This is a genomic window from Streptomyces sp. CA-181903, from assembly GCF_050937075.1.
Classification (GTDB): domain Bacteria; phylum Actinomycetota; class Actinomycetes; order Streptomycetales; family Streptomycetaceae; genus Streptomyces.
This window is the reverse complement of record NZ_JBNJLY010000001.1, coordinates 1,800,110-1,815,770: the sequence shown is the minus strand read 5'-3', so window position 1 is coordinate 1,815,770 and position 15,661 is coordinate 1,800,110. Positions and strand designations below refer to the sequence as shown.

Below are 15,661 nucleotides of genomic sequence, written 5' to 3'. Positions count from 1 at the left end.
GGTGTGCGCCTTCGCGCATTGACCGTGTCCGGCTGCCCCCGTATGCTACAAGTTGCGCTGCGAGCCTGCGCGCCTCGGACCGAGCAGGCCGCTTTCGTACTTGTTGTATGTCCCCTCGGTTGTCGAGGCGCTTCCGGAGTCATCCGGATAGTGCGCTTCTAAGCTGTCCGGCTTCGGCGGTGCGATACACGGGCTCATGGCGTAGCAGTACCTACGACTCAATGTCCGTACCGGAGCCCTTTCCCACATGACGAGCAGCACCGAGACCACCGCCACCACCCCGCAGGTTGCGGTCAACGACATCGGTAACGAGGAAGCCTTCCTCGCCGCGATCGACGAGACGATCAAGTACTTCAACGACGGCGACATCGTCGACGGCGTCATCGTGAAGGTCGACCGGGACGAGGTCCTGCTCGACATCGGTTACAAGACCGAAGGCGTCATCCCTTCCCGCGAGCTCTCGATCAAGCACGACGTCGACCCCAATGAGGTCGTCAGCGTCGGTGACCAGGTCGAGGCCCTCGTTCTCCAGAAGGAGGACAAGGAAGGCCGCCTGATCCTCTCGAAGAAGCGCGCCCAGTACGAGCGTGCCTGGGGCACCATCGAGAAGATCAAGGAAGAGGACGGGATCGTCACCGGTACCGTCATCGAGGTCGTCAAGGGTGGTCTCATCCTCGACATCGGCCTCCGCGGCTTCCTCCCGGCCTCCCTGGTCGAGATGCGTCGCGTCCGCGACCTCCAGCCCTACGTGGGCAAGGAGCTCGAGGCGAAGATCATCGAGCTGGACAAGAACCGCAACAACGTGGTCCTGTCCCGCCGCGCCTGGCTGGAGCAGACCCAGAGCGAGGTCCGTCAGACCTTCCTCACCACCCTCCAGAAGGGTCAGGTGCGCTCCGGCGTCGTCTCCTCCATCGTCAACTTCGGTGCCTTCGTGGACCTGGGCGGCGTCGACGGTCTCGTCCACGTCTCCGAGCTGTCCTGGAAGCACATCGACCACCCCTCCGAGGTCGTCGAGGTCGGCCAGGAGGTCACGGTCGAGGTCCTGGACGTCGACATGGACCGCGAGCGCGTCTCCCTGTCGCTCAAGGCCACCCAGGAAGACCCGTGGCAGCAGTTCGCCCGGACCCACCAGATCGGTCAGGTCGTCCCGGGTAAGGTCACCAAGCTCGTTCCGTTCGGCGCGTTCGTCCGCGTCGACGAGGGCATCGAGGGTCTGGTCCACATCTCCGAGCTGGCCGAGCGCCACGTGGAGATCCCGGAGCAGGTCGTCCAGGTCAACGACGAGATCTTCGTCAAGGTCATCGACATCGACCTCGAGCGCCGCCGCATCAGCCTCTCGCTGAAGCAGGCCAACGAGTCCTTCGGTGCCGACCCGTCCGTGGTCGAGTTCGACCCGACCCTGTACGGCATGGCCGCGTCCTACGACGACCAGGGCAACTACATCTACCCCGAGGGCTTCGACCCCGAGGCCAACGACTGGCTGCCGGGTTACGAGAAGCAGCGCGAGGAGTGGGAGCGCCAGTACGCCGAGGCGCAGCAGCGCTTCGAGCAGCACCAGGCGCAGGTCATCAAGTCCCGCGAGGCCGACGAGCAGGCCGCTGCCGAGGGTGCTGCCGCTCCGGCCGCCGCCTCCGGTGCCGGCAACGTCTCCGGCGGTTCGTACTCCTCGGAGTCGGCCGACACCTCCGGCGCCCTGGCGTCGGACGAGGCGCTGGCCGCCCTCCGCGAGAAGCTCGCCGGCGGCCAGAGCTGAGGCTCTGACCGGCCGCGGTTGACCGCAGGCTGACGTGAGGCCCGTTCCCCTTCGGGGGAGCGGGCCTCACGCGCGTTCCGGGGCGTGCGGGCCGCTCCCGGGAATGGCGGCGGCGGTCAAGGACGTTCCCTCCCAAGGAACATGAGGAGGAACGGTCACCGTGTTGGATCCGCAGGGTTTGTACGAATGGGAGCCCAAGGGGCTCGCCGTGGCCGACCTGGCCCTGGCTCAGGAAACCGCCGGCCTGGTCATGCTCTACCACTTCGAGGGCTACATCGACGCCGGAGCGACCGGTGAGCAGATCGTCGAGCGGCTGCTCGACCAGCTGCCGAACCAGGTCGTGGCCCGCTTCGACCACGACCGGCTCGTCGACTACCGGGCGCGCCGCCCGCTGCTGACCTTCCAGCGGGACCGCTGGAGCGCCTACGAGACGCCGAAGATCGAGCTGCGGATCGTCCAGGACGCCACCGGCGCGCCGTTCCTCCTGCTGTCCGGACCGGAGCCGGACGTCGAGTGGGAGCGGTTCGCCGCCGCCGTACGGGAGTTGGTGGAGCGGCTGAACGTACGCCTTTCGGTCAACTTCCACGGCATCCCGATGGGCGTGCCGCACACCCGTCCCGTCGGCATCACCCCGCACGGCAACCGGGCGGAGCTGGTCCCGGGCCACCGCGGCCACTTCGACGAGGCGCAGGTGCCCGGCAGCGCCGAGGCGCTGATCGAGTACCGGCTGACGGAGGCGGGCCACGACGTCCTGGGCATCGCCGCCCACGTCCCGCACTACGTCGCCCGCTCGCCCTACCCGGACGCCGCGCTGGTCGCCCTGGAAGCGATCACCTCGGCCACCGGCCTGGTGCTGCCCAACGCCGCGCACGCGCTGCGCAGTCAGGCGCTGCGCACCCAGGAGGAGATCGAGCGGCAGGTCGCCGAGGGGGACGAGGAACTGGTGGCGCTCGTCCGTGGGCTTGAGCACCAGTACGACGCGATGGCCGGCGCGGAGACGCGTGGGAACCTCGTCGCCGAGCCGCTGGAACTGCCCTCCGCGGACGAACTCGGCGCGGAGTTCGAGCGGTTCCTCGCCGACCGGGAGGGCGAGGGCGGCCGGTGAACCGGCGGCCGATAGCGTGGGGCCCATGCTGAAGGTGGGTCTCACGGGCGGTATCGGCGCGGGCAAGAGCGAGGTGTCGCGCCGGCTGGCCGCGCACGGAGCGGTGATCGTCGACTCGGACCGGATCGCGCGGGAGGTGGTGGAGCCGGGGACGGCGGGACTCGCCGCGGTCGTGGCCGAGTTCGGGCCGGAGGTGCTGGCCCCGGACGGCTCGCTGGACCGCCCGCGCCTCGGCTCCGTCGTCTTCGCCGACGCCGGGCGGCTGGCCGCGCTGAACGCGATCGTCCATCCGCTGGTGCGGGCCCGGTCGGCCGAGCTGGAGGCCGCGGCCGCGCCGGACGCGGTCGTCGTGCACGACGTGCCGCTCCTGGTCGAGAACGGCCTCGCCCCGCTGTACGACCTGGTCGTCGTGGTCGACGCCCGGGAGGACACACGGCTGGACCGGCTGGTGCGGCTCCGGGGCATGGCGCCCGAGGAGGCCCGCGCCCGGATGGCCGCCCAGGCGACGCGGGAACAGCGGCTTACGGCGGCCGACATCGTGATCGCCAACGACGGCCCGGTGGCCGAGCTGGAGGCCCGGGTGGACGAGGTGTGGGCCGGGTTGTGCGCGCGGGCGGCGGAGCGGCGGGGAGCGTCCTAGGAGCCGCGGGCGCTTCCCGGGGCACGGCCGGGAATAGGGCTTGACGTCCCGGCGTTGTGCGGGCCGCACCCTTCGGGGGTGCCGCATCCTTCGGGGTTATCGACAGGGAAGGGACCGTGCCCGTGGCCGAGCCGACACCCGAGACCCACGTCATCGACTTCCGCTCCGCCGAGCGACTGCTGGACGCCCGCGACCCGCGCGGCGCGGTCAAGCTGCTGGACTCGGTCATCGCCTCCCATCCGGAGAACACCGCGGCCCGCCTGCTGCGGGCACGCGCCTACTTCGCCGCCGCCCGGCTCCGCCCGGCCGAGCGCGAGTTCCAGCACGTGCTGGAGCGCGAACCGGACAACGCGTTCGCCCACTTCGCGCTCGGGCGGACGCTCGTGCGCTCGGGCCGGCCCGAGGAGGCCGTGCGGCACTTCCGGCTCGCCGCGGCACTCGACCCCCGGCCGGACTTCGTGGCGGCGGCCCGCTTCGAGGACAAGGGCTGAGGGCGCCCGGCGCGGCCGGGCCGGCAGCAGGGTCAAGGCCGTGGGCCCGGGCGGTCGGGGCCGGGCCGTGGGCCCGGCGGCCGGTCGTCGCCGAGCGGCTCGTAAGGCGGCACGTCGCGGCCCGGCTGGTAGTGCGCGCCCTGGTGGATGTGGTGGATCACCACCGACAGGTCGGCGACGGTCACCAGGGCCAGGGCCGCGAAGGCCGCCGCCCAGCCGGGATGGCCGGTGAGCGCGAACAGCGCGGCTCCCGCGCCGGAGAACACCAGGCCGAGGACGGCCAGCCCGCAGCGCAGCCGCAGCGGGCTGCGGGCCGTGAGGGGCTCGTTTCCCGTACGCATGGGCACCATCTCCCCCTCCCAGGATCCACCCGCCGCCGTCCGCGCGGAACCCGGACCGCCCGCCGTTGAAGGCGCCCGGGTCAGACCAGCCGCCGTATCTCGCCCCGGACGCGGTAGAAGCCTCCGGAGGCCGGTGCCAGGGCGTCGACGACGTAGCGGGCGCCGGCCCGGCGGATGTGGCGGGGGAACTGGACGTTCCAGGCGGGCTCGTAGCCCTCGGACACCACGTGCACGCGGAGCCGTCCGCCCTCCTGGACGCACTCGACCACGACGCCCGAGGCCGGGACGGCGTCGACGGTGGCCACCGTGGTCGCCGGGGTGTACGCGGGCAGAGCGGCGGCCGACTTGATGTCGCGCGGCACCGGGACGGTGCCGGAACGGGCGGCGGTGACCGCCGCGTCCGAGGCGTCCACGCACACCAGGGAGCCGTCGGTGGTGACCATGTACAGCCGTTCGTCCAGGTACTGCATGGACAGCGCCGAGCCGCTGCCGGTGCCGAGCTTCCACAGCCGGGTGCCGTCAGCGTCGAAGCAGTAGACGGACGAGGAGTTGTCGCCCGCGAAGACGTAGCGGCCGCCGGGGGCGGTGGCGCAGGAGTAGACGACCGCGTCGCACCGGTAGGTCGCCTCGATACGGCCCGTCGCCTTCGACAGCCGCTGCACGCTGCGCCGGGCGGTGCCCGCGTAGACGGAGCGGTCCTCCTGCCAGCCGAAGAGGACCGGGCCGTCGGTGGGGCTGTGCCAGAGCCGGGCGCCGCCGTCGGGGGCGTAAGCGGTCACGCCCGCGGAGTGGCCGTGGTAGACGGCGTGCGCGTCCCGGCGGACCATCCACGCGTAGCCGCCGTCGCTCCGGCGTGACCACTGGTGCTCGTCCTCGTGGTCGATGACGGTCAGACCGCCGTCCCGGTCGGCCACGTTGAGCACGCCCTCGTGGATGTCCAGCCAGAAGATGTCGACGGAGGGCGTGACCTCGTAGGCCGCGAAGGGCAGCTTGGACGACAGGTCGTAGACCGTGCCGTCGTCGCACCCGGCGTAGATCCAGAAGTCGTCCGCCACCAGGCATTTGACGCCGTCCGGCAGCTTGTAGCGGGCGAGGACCTCGCCGCCGTGGCCGAGCGTGAAGACGTCGCCGGCCTGGTTGCCGACCCAGCAGCGCTCCTCGTCGACGTGGATGCCGAAGGCCGCGGCGCCCGTGCGGAAGCGCCACAGCACCGGGGCGACCGCGCGGGCGGTCGAGGGCGCCGAGGACACCTGGCGGCGCGTCACCGGGCGGGCGGCCCGGCCGCCCGGCACGGCCGGCGCGTATCCCTTGCGGACCTTCTCCCCGACCTTCTTCGCGGCGGCGGCCCGCGCCTTGTCCTCGGTGGCGAAGGACGAGGTCTGCACCTGGCCCGCCGCGCCGATCCGGCCGTAGCGGACGGTGACGGTCGTGCCGTCCACCGTCACCTCGTAGAACTTGTGCGCGCCGGCGCCCTCCTGCGAGAGCTCCAGGTAGGTGCGCTCGGACGCGGACGGTGTGACGGACATGACAGGCCCCCCTCCCCGGCGGCCCCGGACGGCCGCCCTTCACTGCCCGGAACGTTAGGGGGTGCCACTGACAACGGGCCGTTTCCGCAGGCCGGCGGGGGTGTGGAGCGGACGGTCAGGCCGCGTCGGGGACGTTCGCCGGGGTGAGCGGGCGGCCGGCCGTGCCCTGGGCGGCCTCCTCCAGCGCCTTCGCGATCACGTGCGGGGTGTTGGTGATGACCGCGTCCACGCCGAGACGGGCCAGGGCGACCGCGCGCCGGGGGTCGTCCACGGTCCAGGCGGAAATCTCCAGCCGCCGGCCGTGCGGGCCCTTGACGCCGTGCACCGACCGCACCCAGGCCGCGTCGACCTTGGTGTGGTCAGGGTTGATCTGGTCGGCGAACCTGGCGTAGTCGCGGAGTTCGGCGGGCTTCGGCGCGCCGAGGAAGCCGGTCTTCACCTCGGGGCGCAGGCCGTGGAAGGTGCGGAGCGAGGCGGCGTTGAAGCTCTGGACGACCAGCCGGCCGCCGACGTGCCGCCGGTCGAGCCAGCCGGCCCGGCGGAGCTCCGCCACCAGTTGGCGCTCGACGCCGGGGTACAGCTCGGGCGCCTTGACCTCCAGGAGCAGCTTCTGGTGGTTGTGGTCGACCCGCCGGAGGTAGCCGTCGAGGGTGGGGACGCGCTCGCCGGCGAAGCGGCGGTCGAACCAGCTGCCCGCGTCCAGCTTGCGGATCTCGGCCAGGGTGAAGTCGCCGACCTTCCAGGGCGCCCGGTCCGGGAAGCGCTTCCTGACGTCGGTGGTCCGGGTGAGGGTGGTGTCGTGGATGACGACCAGCTTGCCGTCCTTGGTGCGCTGGACGTCGTTCTCGACCCAGCCGATGCCCAGCCGGGCGGCTCTGTCGATGGAGGCGAGGGTGTTCTCGGGGGCCTGGACCGGCACCCCGCGGTGCCCGATCGTGAGCGGCACCCGGGCGCGTTCCGTGGCAGCGGAGTCCGGCGCGGCGCCGGTGTCCGGGACGGCCTCGGCGGCCGGTGTGACGAGGCCCAGCGCGACCGGGACGGTCACGGCCAGGGCCAGGAGGGTGCGGGTCACGGGGGAGGCGGGGCGGATGCGCATCGGGGCTCCTCGCGGCGTCCGGGGTGCCGGGCGCGGTGGCGACCGGTCCATGGCGTACGGAGACAGTCGTACCGGAAACCCCCGCCCCGCGCAGCAGGAAGGACGGCCGGGCGGCGGATCGTCCGCCGCATCCTCACCTCCGGTCCATCTGGGAAAACCGCAGGTGAAGGCCGTCGCACCGGCCGTTGTCAGTGGCAGGTCGTACGGTGGTCACATGCGGCCCGTTTCCCAGATCGAACGCAAAGTGGCGCCTTTCGAGGTCGTCAGTCCCTACCAGCCCAGCGGTGACCAGCCGGCTGCCATCGCCGAGCTGGAGAAGCGCATCCGCGCGGGTGAGAAGGACGTCGTCCTGCTCGGCGCGACCGGTACCGGCAAGTCGGCGACCACGGCGTGGATGATCGAGAAGCTCCAGCGGCCGACGCTCGTCATGGCGCCCAACAAGACGCTCGCGGCCCAGCTCGCCAACGAGTTCCGCGAGCTCCTGCCCAACAACGCGGTCGAGTACTTCGTCTCGTACTACGACTACTACCAGCCCGAGGCGTACGTCCCGCAGTCGGACACGTACATCGAGAAGGACTCCTCGATCAACGAGGAGGTGGAGCGGCTGCGGCACTCCGCGACCAACTCGCTGCTCACCCGGCGGGACGTGGTCGTGGTGGCCTCCGTGTCCTGCATCTACGGCCTGGGCACGCCCCAGGAGTACGTGGACCGCATGGTTCCGCTCAAGGTGGGCGAGGAGATCGACCGGGACGACCTGCTCCGCCGCTTCGTGGAGATCCAGTACACGCGCAACGACCTGGCCTTCACCCGGGGCACCTTCCGGGTGCGCGGGGACACCATCGAGATCTTCCCGGTCTACGAGGAACTGGCCGTCCGCATCGAGATGTTCGGCGACGAGATCGAGGCGTTGTCCACGCTGCACCCGCTGACCGGCGAGGTCATCTCGGACGATCGGGAGCTGTACGTCTTCCCCGCCAGCCACTACGTCGCCGGCCCCGAGCGGATGGAGAAGGCCATCGCCGGGATCGAGGCGGAGCTGGAGGAGACGCTGGCGCGCATGGAGAAGCAGGGCAAGCTGCTGGAGGCCCAGCGGCTGCGCATGCGCACCACGTACGACATCGAGATGATGCGGCAGATCGGCTCCTGCTCCGGCATCGAGAACTACTCGCTGCACATGGACGACCGAGAGCCGGGCTCCCCGCCCAACACCCTGCTGGACTTCTTCCCGGACGACTTCCTCCTCGTCATCGACGAGTCGCACGTCACCGTGCCGCAGATCGGCGCCATGTACGAGGGCGACGCCTCCCGCAAGCGCACCCTGGTCGAGCACGGCTTCCGGCTGCCGTCCGCCATGGACAACCGCCCGCTGAAGTGGGAGGAGTTCACCGAGCGCATCGGGCAGACCGTCTACCTGTCCGCGACGCCCGGCAAGTACGAGCTGGCGAAGTCCGACGGCTACGTCGAGCAGATCATCCGGCCCACCGGGCTGGTCGACCCGGAGGTCGTCGTCAAGCCGACCGAGGGCCAGATCGACGACCTGGTGCACGAGATCCGCAAGCGCACCGAGAAGGACGAGCGGGTCCTGGTCACGACGCTCACCAAGAAGATGGCCGAGGACCTGACGGACTACTTCCTGGAGCTCGGCATCCAGGTGCGCTACCTGCACAGCGACGTCGACACCCTGCGCCGCGTCGAGCTGCTGCGCGAGCTGCGGGCCGGCGAGTACGACGTCCTGGTGGGCATCAACCTGCTGCGCGAGGGTCTCGACCTGCCCGAGGTGTCGCTGGTGGCGATCCTCGACGCCGACAAGGAGGGTTTCCTGCGCTCCGGCACCTCGCTGATCCAGACCATCGGCCGCGCGGCGCGCAACGTCTCGGGCCAGGTCCACATGTACGCCGACAAGATCACGCCGGCGATGGAGAAGGCCATCGACGAGACCAACCGGCGCCGCGCCAAGCAGATCGCGTACAACAAGGAGCGGGGCATCGACCCGCAGCCGCTGCGGAAGAAGATCGGTGACATCGTCGCCACCATCGTCCGTGAGGAGATCGACACCCAGGAGCTGCTGGGCTCGGGCTACCGGCAGCCGGCGGACAAGGGCAAGGGCGGCGAGAAGAAGGGGAGGGCTCCCGTTCCGACGGCCGCGGGCGGCGGCAAGAAGGGCAAGGCCAAGGCGGCCGTCGCGACCGACCGCCCGGCGGCGGAACTGGCCCGGCTCATCGAGGACATGACGGACCGCATGCGGGCCGCCGCGGCGGAGCTCCAGTTCGAGGTCGCCGCGCGGCTGCGCGACGAGGTGGGCGAGCTGAAGAAGGAGCTGCGGCAGATGAAGGAGGCGGGGGTCGCCTGACGGCGTCTCCACCCCGACGGCCCCTCGCGGCGGGGCCGTCGGGGTGGAAGCCGCAGTTCCCTTGTCCGGCTCCCTCGCCCGGTTCCTTTGTCCGGAAAGGCCCGGTGGAGATGTCGCAAGACCGCCACAAACCGCCCTGGGTGGAGCAGGCGGGAGCGGGAGTGCATAGGGTCGTTCCATGCGCCGCGCACGCGCGCGGCGTTCCGGGGGAAGCACCGTACGGCGTCGTACGACGGTGACCGAACGACGAATGAGAAGGGACCGCGCGTGACAGTCAACTTGTCCAAGGGTCAGGGCATCAGCCTGCAGAAGGCCGGCGGGGGAAGCCTGACCGCGGTGCGGATGGGGCTGGGCTGGAAGTCGGCCCCGCGCCGGGGACTGTTCAGGTCGCGCACCACGGAGATCGACCTCGACGCCTCCGCGAGCATGTTCGCGGACGGCCAGCACATCGACGACGTCTGGTTCAACCACCTGGTGAGCCACGACGGTTCGGTGCGGCACACCGGGGACAACCTTGTGGGCGGCGCCGGCACCGGCGGCGACGACGAGACGATCCTGGTCGACCTCGACCGGGTGCCCGTCCACGTCGACCAGATCGTCTTCGCGGTGAACTCCTTCAGCGGGCAGACCTTCTCCGAGATCACCAGCGCCCACTGCCGGCTGGTCGACGACAACACCGGCCAGGAGCTGGCCCGCTACACGCTCGACGGCGGCGGCCCGTACACCGCGCAGATCATGGCGAAGGTCCACCGGGTGGGCGGCGGCTGGCAGATGACGGCCATCGGCACCCCGTCCAACGGCCGCACGATCCACGACCTCTACCCGGTGATCGCGACGATCCTGTAGCCCCCCGCCGGGGGCGGGTCCGACGGGGCGGACTCGGGAGCACGGACAGTACGGAACGGCCCGGTGGCGCGGCGCCACCGGGCTTCTGCGGCGCACAGGACACAGAGGAGGGGGAGCAGGGCGATGACGGCCGAGCTGGTACGGGGGCAAAACCACCCGCTGACCGAGAGCCGGTTGGAGATCCGGGTCTCGGCGGGGGACCCGGTGGTGGTGGGAGCCGCGCTCGGCGGCGCGGACGGCAGGGTTCCGGACGCCGGGCGGGTCGCCCGTCCCGGCTCCCCGCGGCTGCCCGGCGTGGAGGTGCCGGCCGGCGTCGCCGCGGCGCAGCGGCTCTCCGTCGAACTGGACGCCCTGCCCGACTCCGTGCACCGCGTGCACGTGCTGCTCGCCCTGCCGCCCGGCGGCCGGGGCCCGGCGCGGTTCGGGGCGACGGCCGCGCCCTTTGTCGCCCTGTCCGGGGCCGGCGGTGACGACATCGCCAGCTTCACCGTCACCGAACTGGACGCCGAGACCGCGCTGGTGGCCGTGGAGCTCTACCGCCGCCAGGGCGCCTGGCGGGTCCGGGCCGTCGGCCAGGGCTACGCGGGCGGCCTCGCCGAGCTCTTCCGCGACCTCGGGGTGGACCGCGCCGCCGAGCTCGCCGCGGGCGTCGAGGCGGAGGCGGCCGGGAGCGCGCCCGTGCTCTCCGCGTCGCAGCCTTCGGCGCGGCACGCCGGGAGCGGCTGCCGGCACGCCGGGACGGCGGTGGACTGGTCCGCCGACCCCACCGCCCAGGCAGCGTCGCCCGCCGTCCCGCAGGCCGTTCCCGCGCCCGAGACGCCGTCCCCGGCCGGTCCCGTCGACTACCGGCATCCGCGCCGCCGGGCCGACGAGCCCCCGCAGCCCGCCCCCGCCGCCCCGGCCGCCCGGCCGGGGACGCCGCCGGAGCCCGTGGCCGGGGACGCCGCCGGCTGGACGATGGAGGAGCGCCTGTACAACCAGGTGTGGGGCATGTTCGAGGACCTGGCCCGGAGCACCGCCGCCTACCGCAGCGCGGTCGGTTTCGCCGAGTCGCGGCTGGAGAAGGAGCTCGACCGGGTGCTCTCCGACCCCGCCACCCGGGTCGGTCCGGCCGCCGACGCGGCCCGCGAGGAGGCGCGTGCCAAGCACGGCGGCCTGGTGGAGCGGGCCCGTGCCGTGCTCGACCGCGACCTCGCCCAGCTCACCGCCGAGGCCGAGGTCGTCGAGCACGCGCTGCCGCCCGCCCTGGCCCGCTGGGACAGCCCCGTCTGGCACGCCTACCAGGCGCCGCTGGAGACGCCGATGGCGCTGCGGCTGGGCGACCTGCACCTGCCGGAGCGGCGGGGGCTGCGCATCCCCATGCTGGTCCGGCTGCCGCTCCAGCGCGGCCTGTGGGTCGACTGCGGCCGCGCGACCGGCTCGGGCACGGACATGGCCGACCCCGCCGAGCTGCGCCGGCTGGCCATGGACTGCGCGGTGGCGCACGCCGCGCGGCTGCTGGCGGTGCACCCCGTCGGCGAGTTCGGTGTGCACGTCCTGGACCCGGCCGGTTCGGCTTCGGCCGCCCTGGCGCCGCTCGTCGAACACGGGGTGCTGGCGCGGCCCCCGGTGGCCGGGGCCCAGGGGGTCGCCGCCGTCCTGACCGAGCTGACCCGGCGCGTCGACCTGGTGCAGATGGCGGTCCGCAGCGGAGCCACCGACGCGCTGCCGCCCGACCTGGACACCGCCGAGCAGCTGCTGATCGTCAACGACTTCCCGCACGGCTTCGACGACCGCGCGGTCACCCAGCTCCGCTACCTCGCGGACGAGGGCCCGGCCGTGGGCGTGCACCTGATGATGGTGGCCGACCGGGAGGACTCGCGGGGATTCGGCCCCGTCCTCGACCCGCTGTGGCGCTCGCTCCTGCGGATCACACCGGTGCCGGACGACCACCTCGCGGATCCGTGGGTGCGGCACGCCTGGACGTACGAGCCGTCGCTCGCCCCGGCCGGCAGCGATGTGGTGCGGCAAGTGCTGTGGCAGGTGGGGCAGGCGAGGCGGGCCTACGGACTCTGACCGGACCCGCCCTTGGCGGTCACTTGGGATTCTCTTTACTCTTTCTTGGTGCTTCCTGTACCGTTGGTGATGCGGAGGCGACCCCGGCGCCGGCCGGCACCCGGTGTGCCGGGTGAACGGGCGAGTGGAAGGAGCCTCCGGCAGCGACGACGCTGGAAGTTGCCGTACGAGATGCCGGAGGTCCCGTGGACGTCTCCCTGACGCTGTGGCTGCTGACCGTCGCCGGTCTGTGCGCCCTGATCGCCGCCGACTTCTTCATCGGCGGCCGGAAGCCGCACGAGGTCTCCCTCAAGGAGGCCGGCACCTGGACGGTCGTCTGGGTCGTCCTCGCCGGCCTGTTCGGCCTGGGCCTGCTGTTCCTGGGCGGCGGGCAGCCGGCGGGCGAGTTCTTCGCCGGCTACATCACGGAGAAGTCGCTGAGCGTCGACAACCTCTTCGTCTTCGTCCTGATCATGGGCAAGTTCGCGGTACCCGCCGCCTATCAGCAGCGGGTGCTGATGGTGGGCGTCCTCATAGCCCTCGTCCTGCGGGCCGTGTTCATCGGCGCGGGCGCGGCGATCATCGCCAACTTCTCCTGGGTCTTCTACCTCTTCGGGGCGTTCCTCGTCTGGACCGCCTGGAAGCTCATCCAGGAGGCGCGCGCGGACGAGGAGGAAGAGGAGTTCGAGGAGAACCGCTTCCTGAAGGCGGTCGAACGCCGCTTCCCCTCCACGGACCGGTACCACGGCACCAAGCTCTTCGTCGTGGAGGGGGGACGGCGCCTGATGACGCCGATGCTGATCGTCATGCTGGCGATCGGCACGACCGACGTCCTCTTCGCCCTGGACTCAATCCCGGCGATCTTCGGCCTGACCCAGGACGCGTACATCGTCTTCACTGCCAACGCCTTCGCCCTCATGGGCCTGCGCCAGCTGTACTTCCTGATAGGCGGCCTGCTGCGGAAGCTGGTCCACCTTTCGTACGGGCTGTCGGTGATCCTCGGCTTCATCGGCGTCAAGCTGGTGCTGCACGCCCTCCACGAGAGCGGGGTGCCGGTGCCGGAGATCGGCATTCCGGTCTCGCTGGGCGTCATCTGCGCGGTGCTCGCCGTCACCACGGTCACCAGCCTGCGCGCCTCCGCCAAGGCCGAGCGGGCCGGCGCCGAAGGGAGCCGGGAGCACACGGACGTCCACGCGGATGTCTGAGCCGACGCGCTCCCAGGTGGTCGCGGTCCGGGGGCCGGGGAGCCCGGCCCCCGGGGTGGCGTCCGGTGTGACCCGCGGCGCGGCCTCCGTCGCCTCCGGGGACGCAGGCCGGGTCTCGGGCAGCAGGGCGAAGCAGGCCAGGCTGAGCAGCGCGACGGCGATGAGGAAGACGGCCACGCCCCACGGCGGCCGGTCCCCCCGGGTGAGCGCGGTGGCGACCAGCGGTGTGACCGCGCCGCCCAGGATGCCCGCGAGGTTGTAGCCGACGGTGGCGCCCGTGCAGCGCACCCGGGGCGCATAGAGCTCCGGCAGGTATGCGCCGACCACGGCGAATGTGATCATGAAGGCCAGCATCGCCACGACGAAGCCCACCGTCATCAGCACGGGGTTCCCGGTGTGCAGCAGGGCGATCATCGGAAACATCCACAGGACGACGGCCACACACCCGGCCAGGCACAGCGGGCGCCGTCCGACGCGGTCGCCGAGGAGGGCGAGCGGCGGGGTGGCGGCGCCCGAGGCGACGACCGCGACCATGACGCAGACCAGCATCACGGTGCGGTCGATGCCGAGCCGTTCGGTGCCGTAGGCCAGGGCCCAGGTGGTGACCGTGTAGTAGACCGCGTAGCCCATGGTCAGCCCGCCGGCGGAGAGCAGGACGAGCCGCCAGTGGTCGCGGACCACCTCGGCGATGGGCAGCGGGGCCCGCTGCCCGGGCGGGAGTTCGTGGAACTCGGGGGACTCGCTGATCCGGCTGCGGAGCAGCATGCCGCCGGCCGCCAGCACGCCCGCCACCCAGAAGGGCACCCGCCAGCCCCAGGAGCGGAACTGCGCGTCGGTGAGGCCGACGGAGAGGCCGAGGGTGATGCCGTTGGCGAGCAGGAAGCCCAGTGGCGGGCCGAGTTGGGGGAAGCACGACCACAGCGCCCGGCGGTGCGCGGGGGCGTGCTCGGTGGTGAGCAGCACGGCGCCGCCCCACTCGCCGCCGAGGCCCAGCCCCTGGAGGAAGCGCAGGACGAGGAGGAGCAGCGGGGCGGCGGCGCCGATCGCGGAGTACGGGGGCACCAGTCCGACGGCGACGGTGGCGATGCCGGTCAGCAGCAGGGAGACGACGAGGACGGGCCGCCGGCCGTACCGGTCGCCCACGTGTCCGAAGAGGACGGAGCCCAGCGGGCGGGCGATGAAGCCCACCCCGAAGGTGCCGAACGCCGCCAGTGTGCCCATCAGGGGCGAGGCGGTGGGGAAGAAGAGCGGCCCCAGCACCAGCGCGGCCGCGGTGCCGTAGGCGAAGAAGTCGTAGTACTCGATGGCCGTCCCGACGAGGGAGGCGGTCGCCAGGCGGAGCATGGCGGGGAGACCGGTGGGACCGGCAGGCGTGGGACCGGCGGGGCCGGTGGGGGAGCCGTCACGGTGCATGTACCGCCCAACTTCCCGCGCCGGTGCGGGACACGGGGCGTGCGGGCGCGTTTCCGGGGGCGCGAAGGAACCTCCGCTTCCGGTTGCCCTGCGGCCAACGCGCGCCCCCGGCGCCTTGCGGCGGCTACGCGCCCCCCGCACCGGCCGCCGGAGAGCCCGGCGCCGCCGTCACACCCGTCTCACCAGCCGCGCTCGCGCCACTCCGCGAGGTGGGGCCGCTCGGCGCCCAGGGTGGTGTCCGCGCCGTGCCCGGGGTAGACCCAGGTCTCGTCCGGGAGCCGCCCGAAGAGCTTCGTCTCCACATCACCGAGCAGACTGGCGAACGCCGTGGGGTCGTCGTGCGTGTTGCCGACGCCGCCCGGGAAGAGGCAGTCGCCGGTGAACACGTGCGGGTGGCCGTGCGGGTCGTCGTAGACCAGCGCGATGCTGCCCGGCGTGTGCCCGACCAGGTGGACGGCGGTGAGGGGCACCCGGCCCACCCGGAGCGTGTCGCCGTCCTCGACGGGCACGTCCGTGGGCACCGGGATGCCCTCCGCGTCGTACCGCCCGGCGTAGGTGCGGGCGCCGGTGGCGTCGACCACCTCGCGCAGCGCGCCCCAGTGGTCCCCGTGCCGGTGGGTGGTGACGACGGAGGCGATCCCGCCGTCGCCGATCAGGCCGAGCAGCGTGTGCGGCTCGGCGGCGGCGTCGATCAGCAGCTGCTCGTCCGTCGCACGGCAGCGCAGCAGATAGGCGTTGTTGTGCATGGGACCGACCGCGACCTTGGAGATCATCAGATCGGTCAGCTCGTGTACGTCGGCGGGGCCGCCGACCTTCACCGCTCCCGTGTATGCCATGGGATCAGCCTAGTTCCTCGGTATG

General features: G+C 72.2%; 12 protein-coding genes and 1 pseudogene. 8 read left to right on the top strand and 5 right to left on the bottom strand.

What is annotated here, in order from left to right; genetic code table 11:
* The first annotated feature begins 247 nt into the window (after positions 1 to 247).
* The 4 genes from rpsA (at position 248) to ACQEVS_RS07865 (ending at position 3,989) form a co-directional block, all read left to right on the top strand.
* Positions 248 to 1,753 carry a 30S ribosomal protein S1 gene (gene rpsA, locus ACQEVS_RS07880; protein ID WP_185943698.1) on the top strand — a complete coding sequence of 502 codons (1,506 nt, stop codon included), beginning with the start codon at positions 248 to 250 and terminating at the stop codon, positions 1,751 to 1,753.
* A gap of 160 nt (positions 1,754 to 1,913) precedes the next feature.
* Positions 1,914 to 2,858 (top strand): proteasome assembly chaperone family protein, encoded by a 945-nt coding sequence (locus tag ACQEVS_RS07875; RefSeq protein ID WP_433017119.1) that lies wholly within the window; start codon positions 1,914 to 1,916, stop codon positions 2,856 to 2,858.
* A gap of 25 nt (positions 2,859 to 2,883) precedes the next feature.
* Entirely contained in the window at positions 2,884 to 3,498 is a 615-nt protein-coding gene (coaE, locus tag ACQEVS_RS07870; protein WP_433017116.1) for a dephospho-CoA kinase, read from the top strand.
* A gap of 122 nt (positions 3,499 to 3,620) precedes the next feature.
* Positions 3,621 to 3,989, top strand: a complete 369-nt coding sequence (locus ACQEVS_RS07865; protein ID WP_433017113.1) for a tetratricopeptide repeat protein — start codon at positions 3,621 to 3,623, stop codon at positions 3,987 to 3,989.
* A gap of 32 nt (positions 3,990 to 4,021) precedes the next feature.
* On the opposite strand, the gene ACQEVS_RS07860 is transcribed toward ACQEVS_RS07865, so the two are convergent.
* The 3 genes from ACQEVS_RS07860 to ACQEVS_RS07850 all read right to left on the bottom strand — a co-directional run bounded on the left by ACQEVS_RS07860 (position 4,022) and on the right by ACQEVS_RS07850 (position 6,952).
* Positions 4,022 to 4,330, bottom strand: a complete 309-nt coding sequence (locus tag ACQEVS_RS07860) for a DUF6343 family protein (RefSeq protein ID WP_433017110.1) — start codon at positions 4,328 to 4,330, stop codon at positions 4,022 to 4,024.
* An 80-nt stretch (positions 4,331 to 4,410) separates the two neighbouring features.
* A complete protein-coding gene (locus ACQEVS_RS07855; RefSeq protein WP_433017107.1) occupies positions 4,411 to 5,856 on the bottom strand; it encodes a WGR domain-containing protein in 1,446 nt (481 codons plus the stop codon).
* Positions 5,857 to 5,971: 115 nt separating this feature from the next.
* A complete protein-coding gene (locus ACQEVS_RS07850) occupies positions 5,972 to 6,952 on the bottom strand; it encodes a glycerophosphodiester phosphodiesterase (RefSeq protein ID WP_433017104.1) in 981 nt (326 codons plus the stop codon).
* A 214-nt stretch (positions 6,953 to 7,166) separates the two neighbouring features.
* Between ACQEVS_RS07850 and uvrB the strand changes: the two genes are divergently transcribed.
* The 4 genes from uvrB to ACQEVS_RS07830 all read left to right on the top strand — a co-directional run bounded on the left by uvrB (position 7,167) and on the right by ACQEVS_RS07830 (position 13,387).
* Complete coding sequence (gene uvrB / locus ACQEVS_RS07845; RefSeq protein WP_433017101.1) at positions 7,167 to 9,302, top strand: excinuclease ABC subunit UvrB; 2,136 nt, start codon at positions 7,167 to 7,169, stop codon at positions 9,300 to 9,302.
* 267 nt (positions 9,303 to 9,569) lie between these two features.
* Entirely contained in the window at positions 9,570 to 10,148 is a 579-nt protein-coding gene (locus ACQEVS_RS07840) for a TerD family protein (RefSeq protein ID WP_185943706.1), read from the top strand.
* A gap of 123 nt (positions 10,149 to 10,271) precedes the next feature.
* Positions 10,272 to 12,203, top strand: coding sequence for a TerD family protein (locus tag ACQEVS_RS07835; protein ID WP_433017097.1), 1,932 nt, complete (start codon positions 10,272 to 10,274; stop codon positions 12,201 to 12,203).
* Between the two features lie 185 nt (positions 12,204 to 12,388).
* Entirely contained in the window at positions 12,389 to 13,387 is a 999-nt protein-coding gene (locus ACQEVS_RS07830) for a TerC family protein (RefSeq protein ID WP_433017094.1), read from the top strand.
* A gap of 87 nt (positions 13,388 to 13,474) precedes the next feature.
* Here the strand turns inward: ACQEVS_RS07830 and ACQEVS_RS07825 are convergent.
* Positions 13,475 to 14,731 (bottom strand): annotated as a pseudogene (locus tag ACQEVS_RS07825) (MFS transporter); the annotation flags it as partial.
* Positions 14,732 to 14,979: 248 nt separating this feature from the next.
* Positions 14,980 to 15,636, bottom strand: a complete 657-nt coding sequence (locus ACQEVS_RS07820; protein ID WP_433017091.1) for an MBL fold metallo-hydrolase — start codon at positions 15,634 to 15,636, stop codon at positions 14,980 to 14,982.
* Positions 15,637 to 15,661: the final 25 nt, after the last annotated feature.

Coding starts and splice junctions, on each gene's coding strand:
- uvrB (WP_433017101.1), top strand. CDS start 7,167: ATGCGGCCCGTTTCCCAGATCGAACGCAAAGTGGCGCCTTTCGAGGTC.
- coaE (WP_433017116.1), top strand. CDS start 2,884: ATGCTGAAGGTGGGTCTCACGGGCGGTATCGGCGCGGGCAAGAGCGAG.
- ACQEVS_RS07860 (WP_433017110.1), bottom strand. CDS start 4,330: ATGCGTACGGGAAACGAGCCCCTCACGGCCCGCAGCCCGCTGCGGCTG.
- ACQEVS_RS07855 (WP_433017107.1), bottom strand. CDS start 5,856: ATGTCCGTCACACCGTCCGCGTCCGAGCGCACCTACCTGGAGCTCTCG.
- rpsA (WP_185943698.1), top strand. CDS start 248: ATGACGAGCAGCACCGAGACCACCGCCACCACCCCGCAGGTTGCGGTC.
- ACQEVS_RS07820 (WP_433017091.1), bottom strand. CDS start 15,636: ATGGCATACACGGGAGCGGTGAAGGTCGGCGGCCCCGCCGACGTACAC.
- ACQEVS_RS07835 (WP_433017097.1), top strand. CDS start 10,272: ATGACGGCCGAGCTGGTACGGGGGCAAAACCACCCGCTGACCGAGAGC.
- ACQEVS_RS07850 (WP_433017104.1), bottom strand. CDS start 6,952: ATGCGCATCCGCCCCGCCTCCCCCGTGACCCGCACCCTCCTGGCCCTG.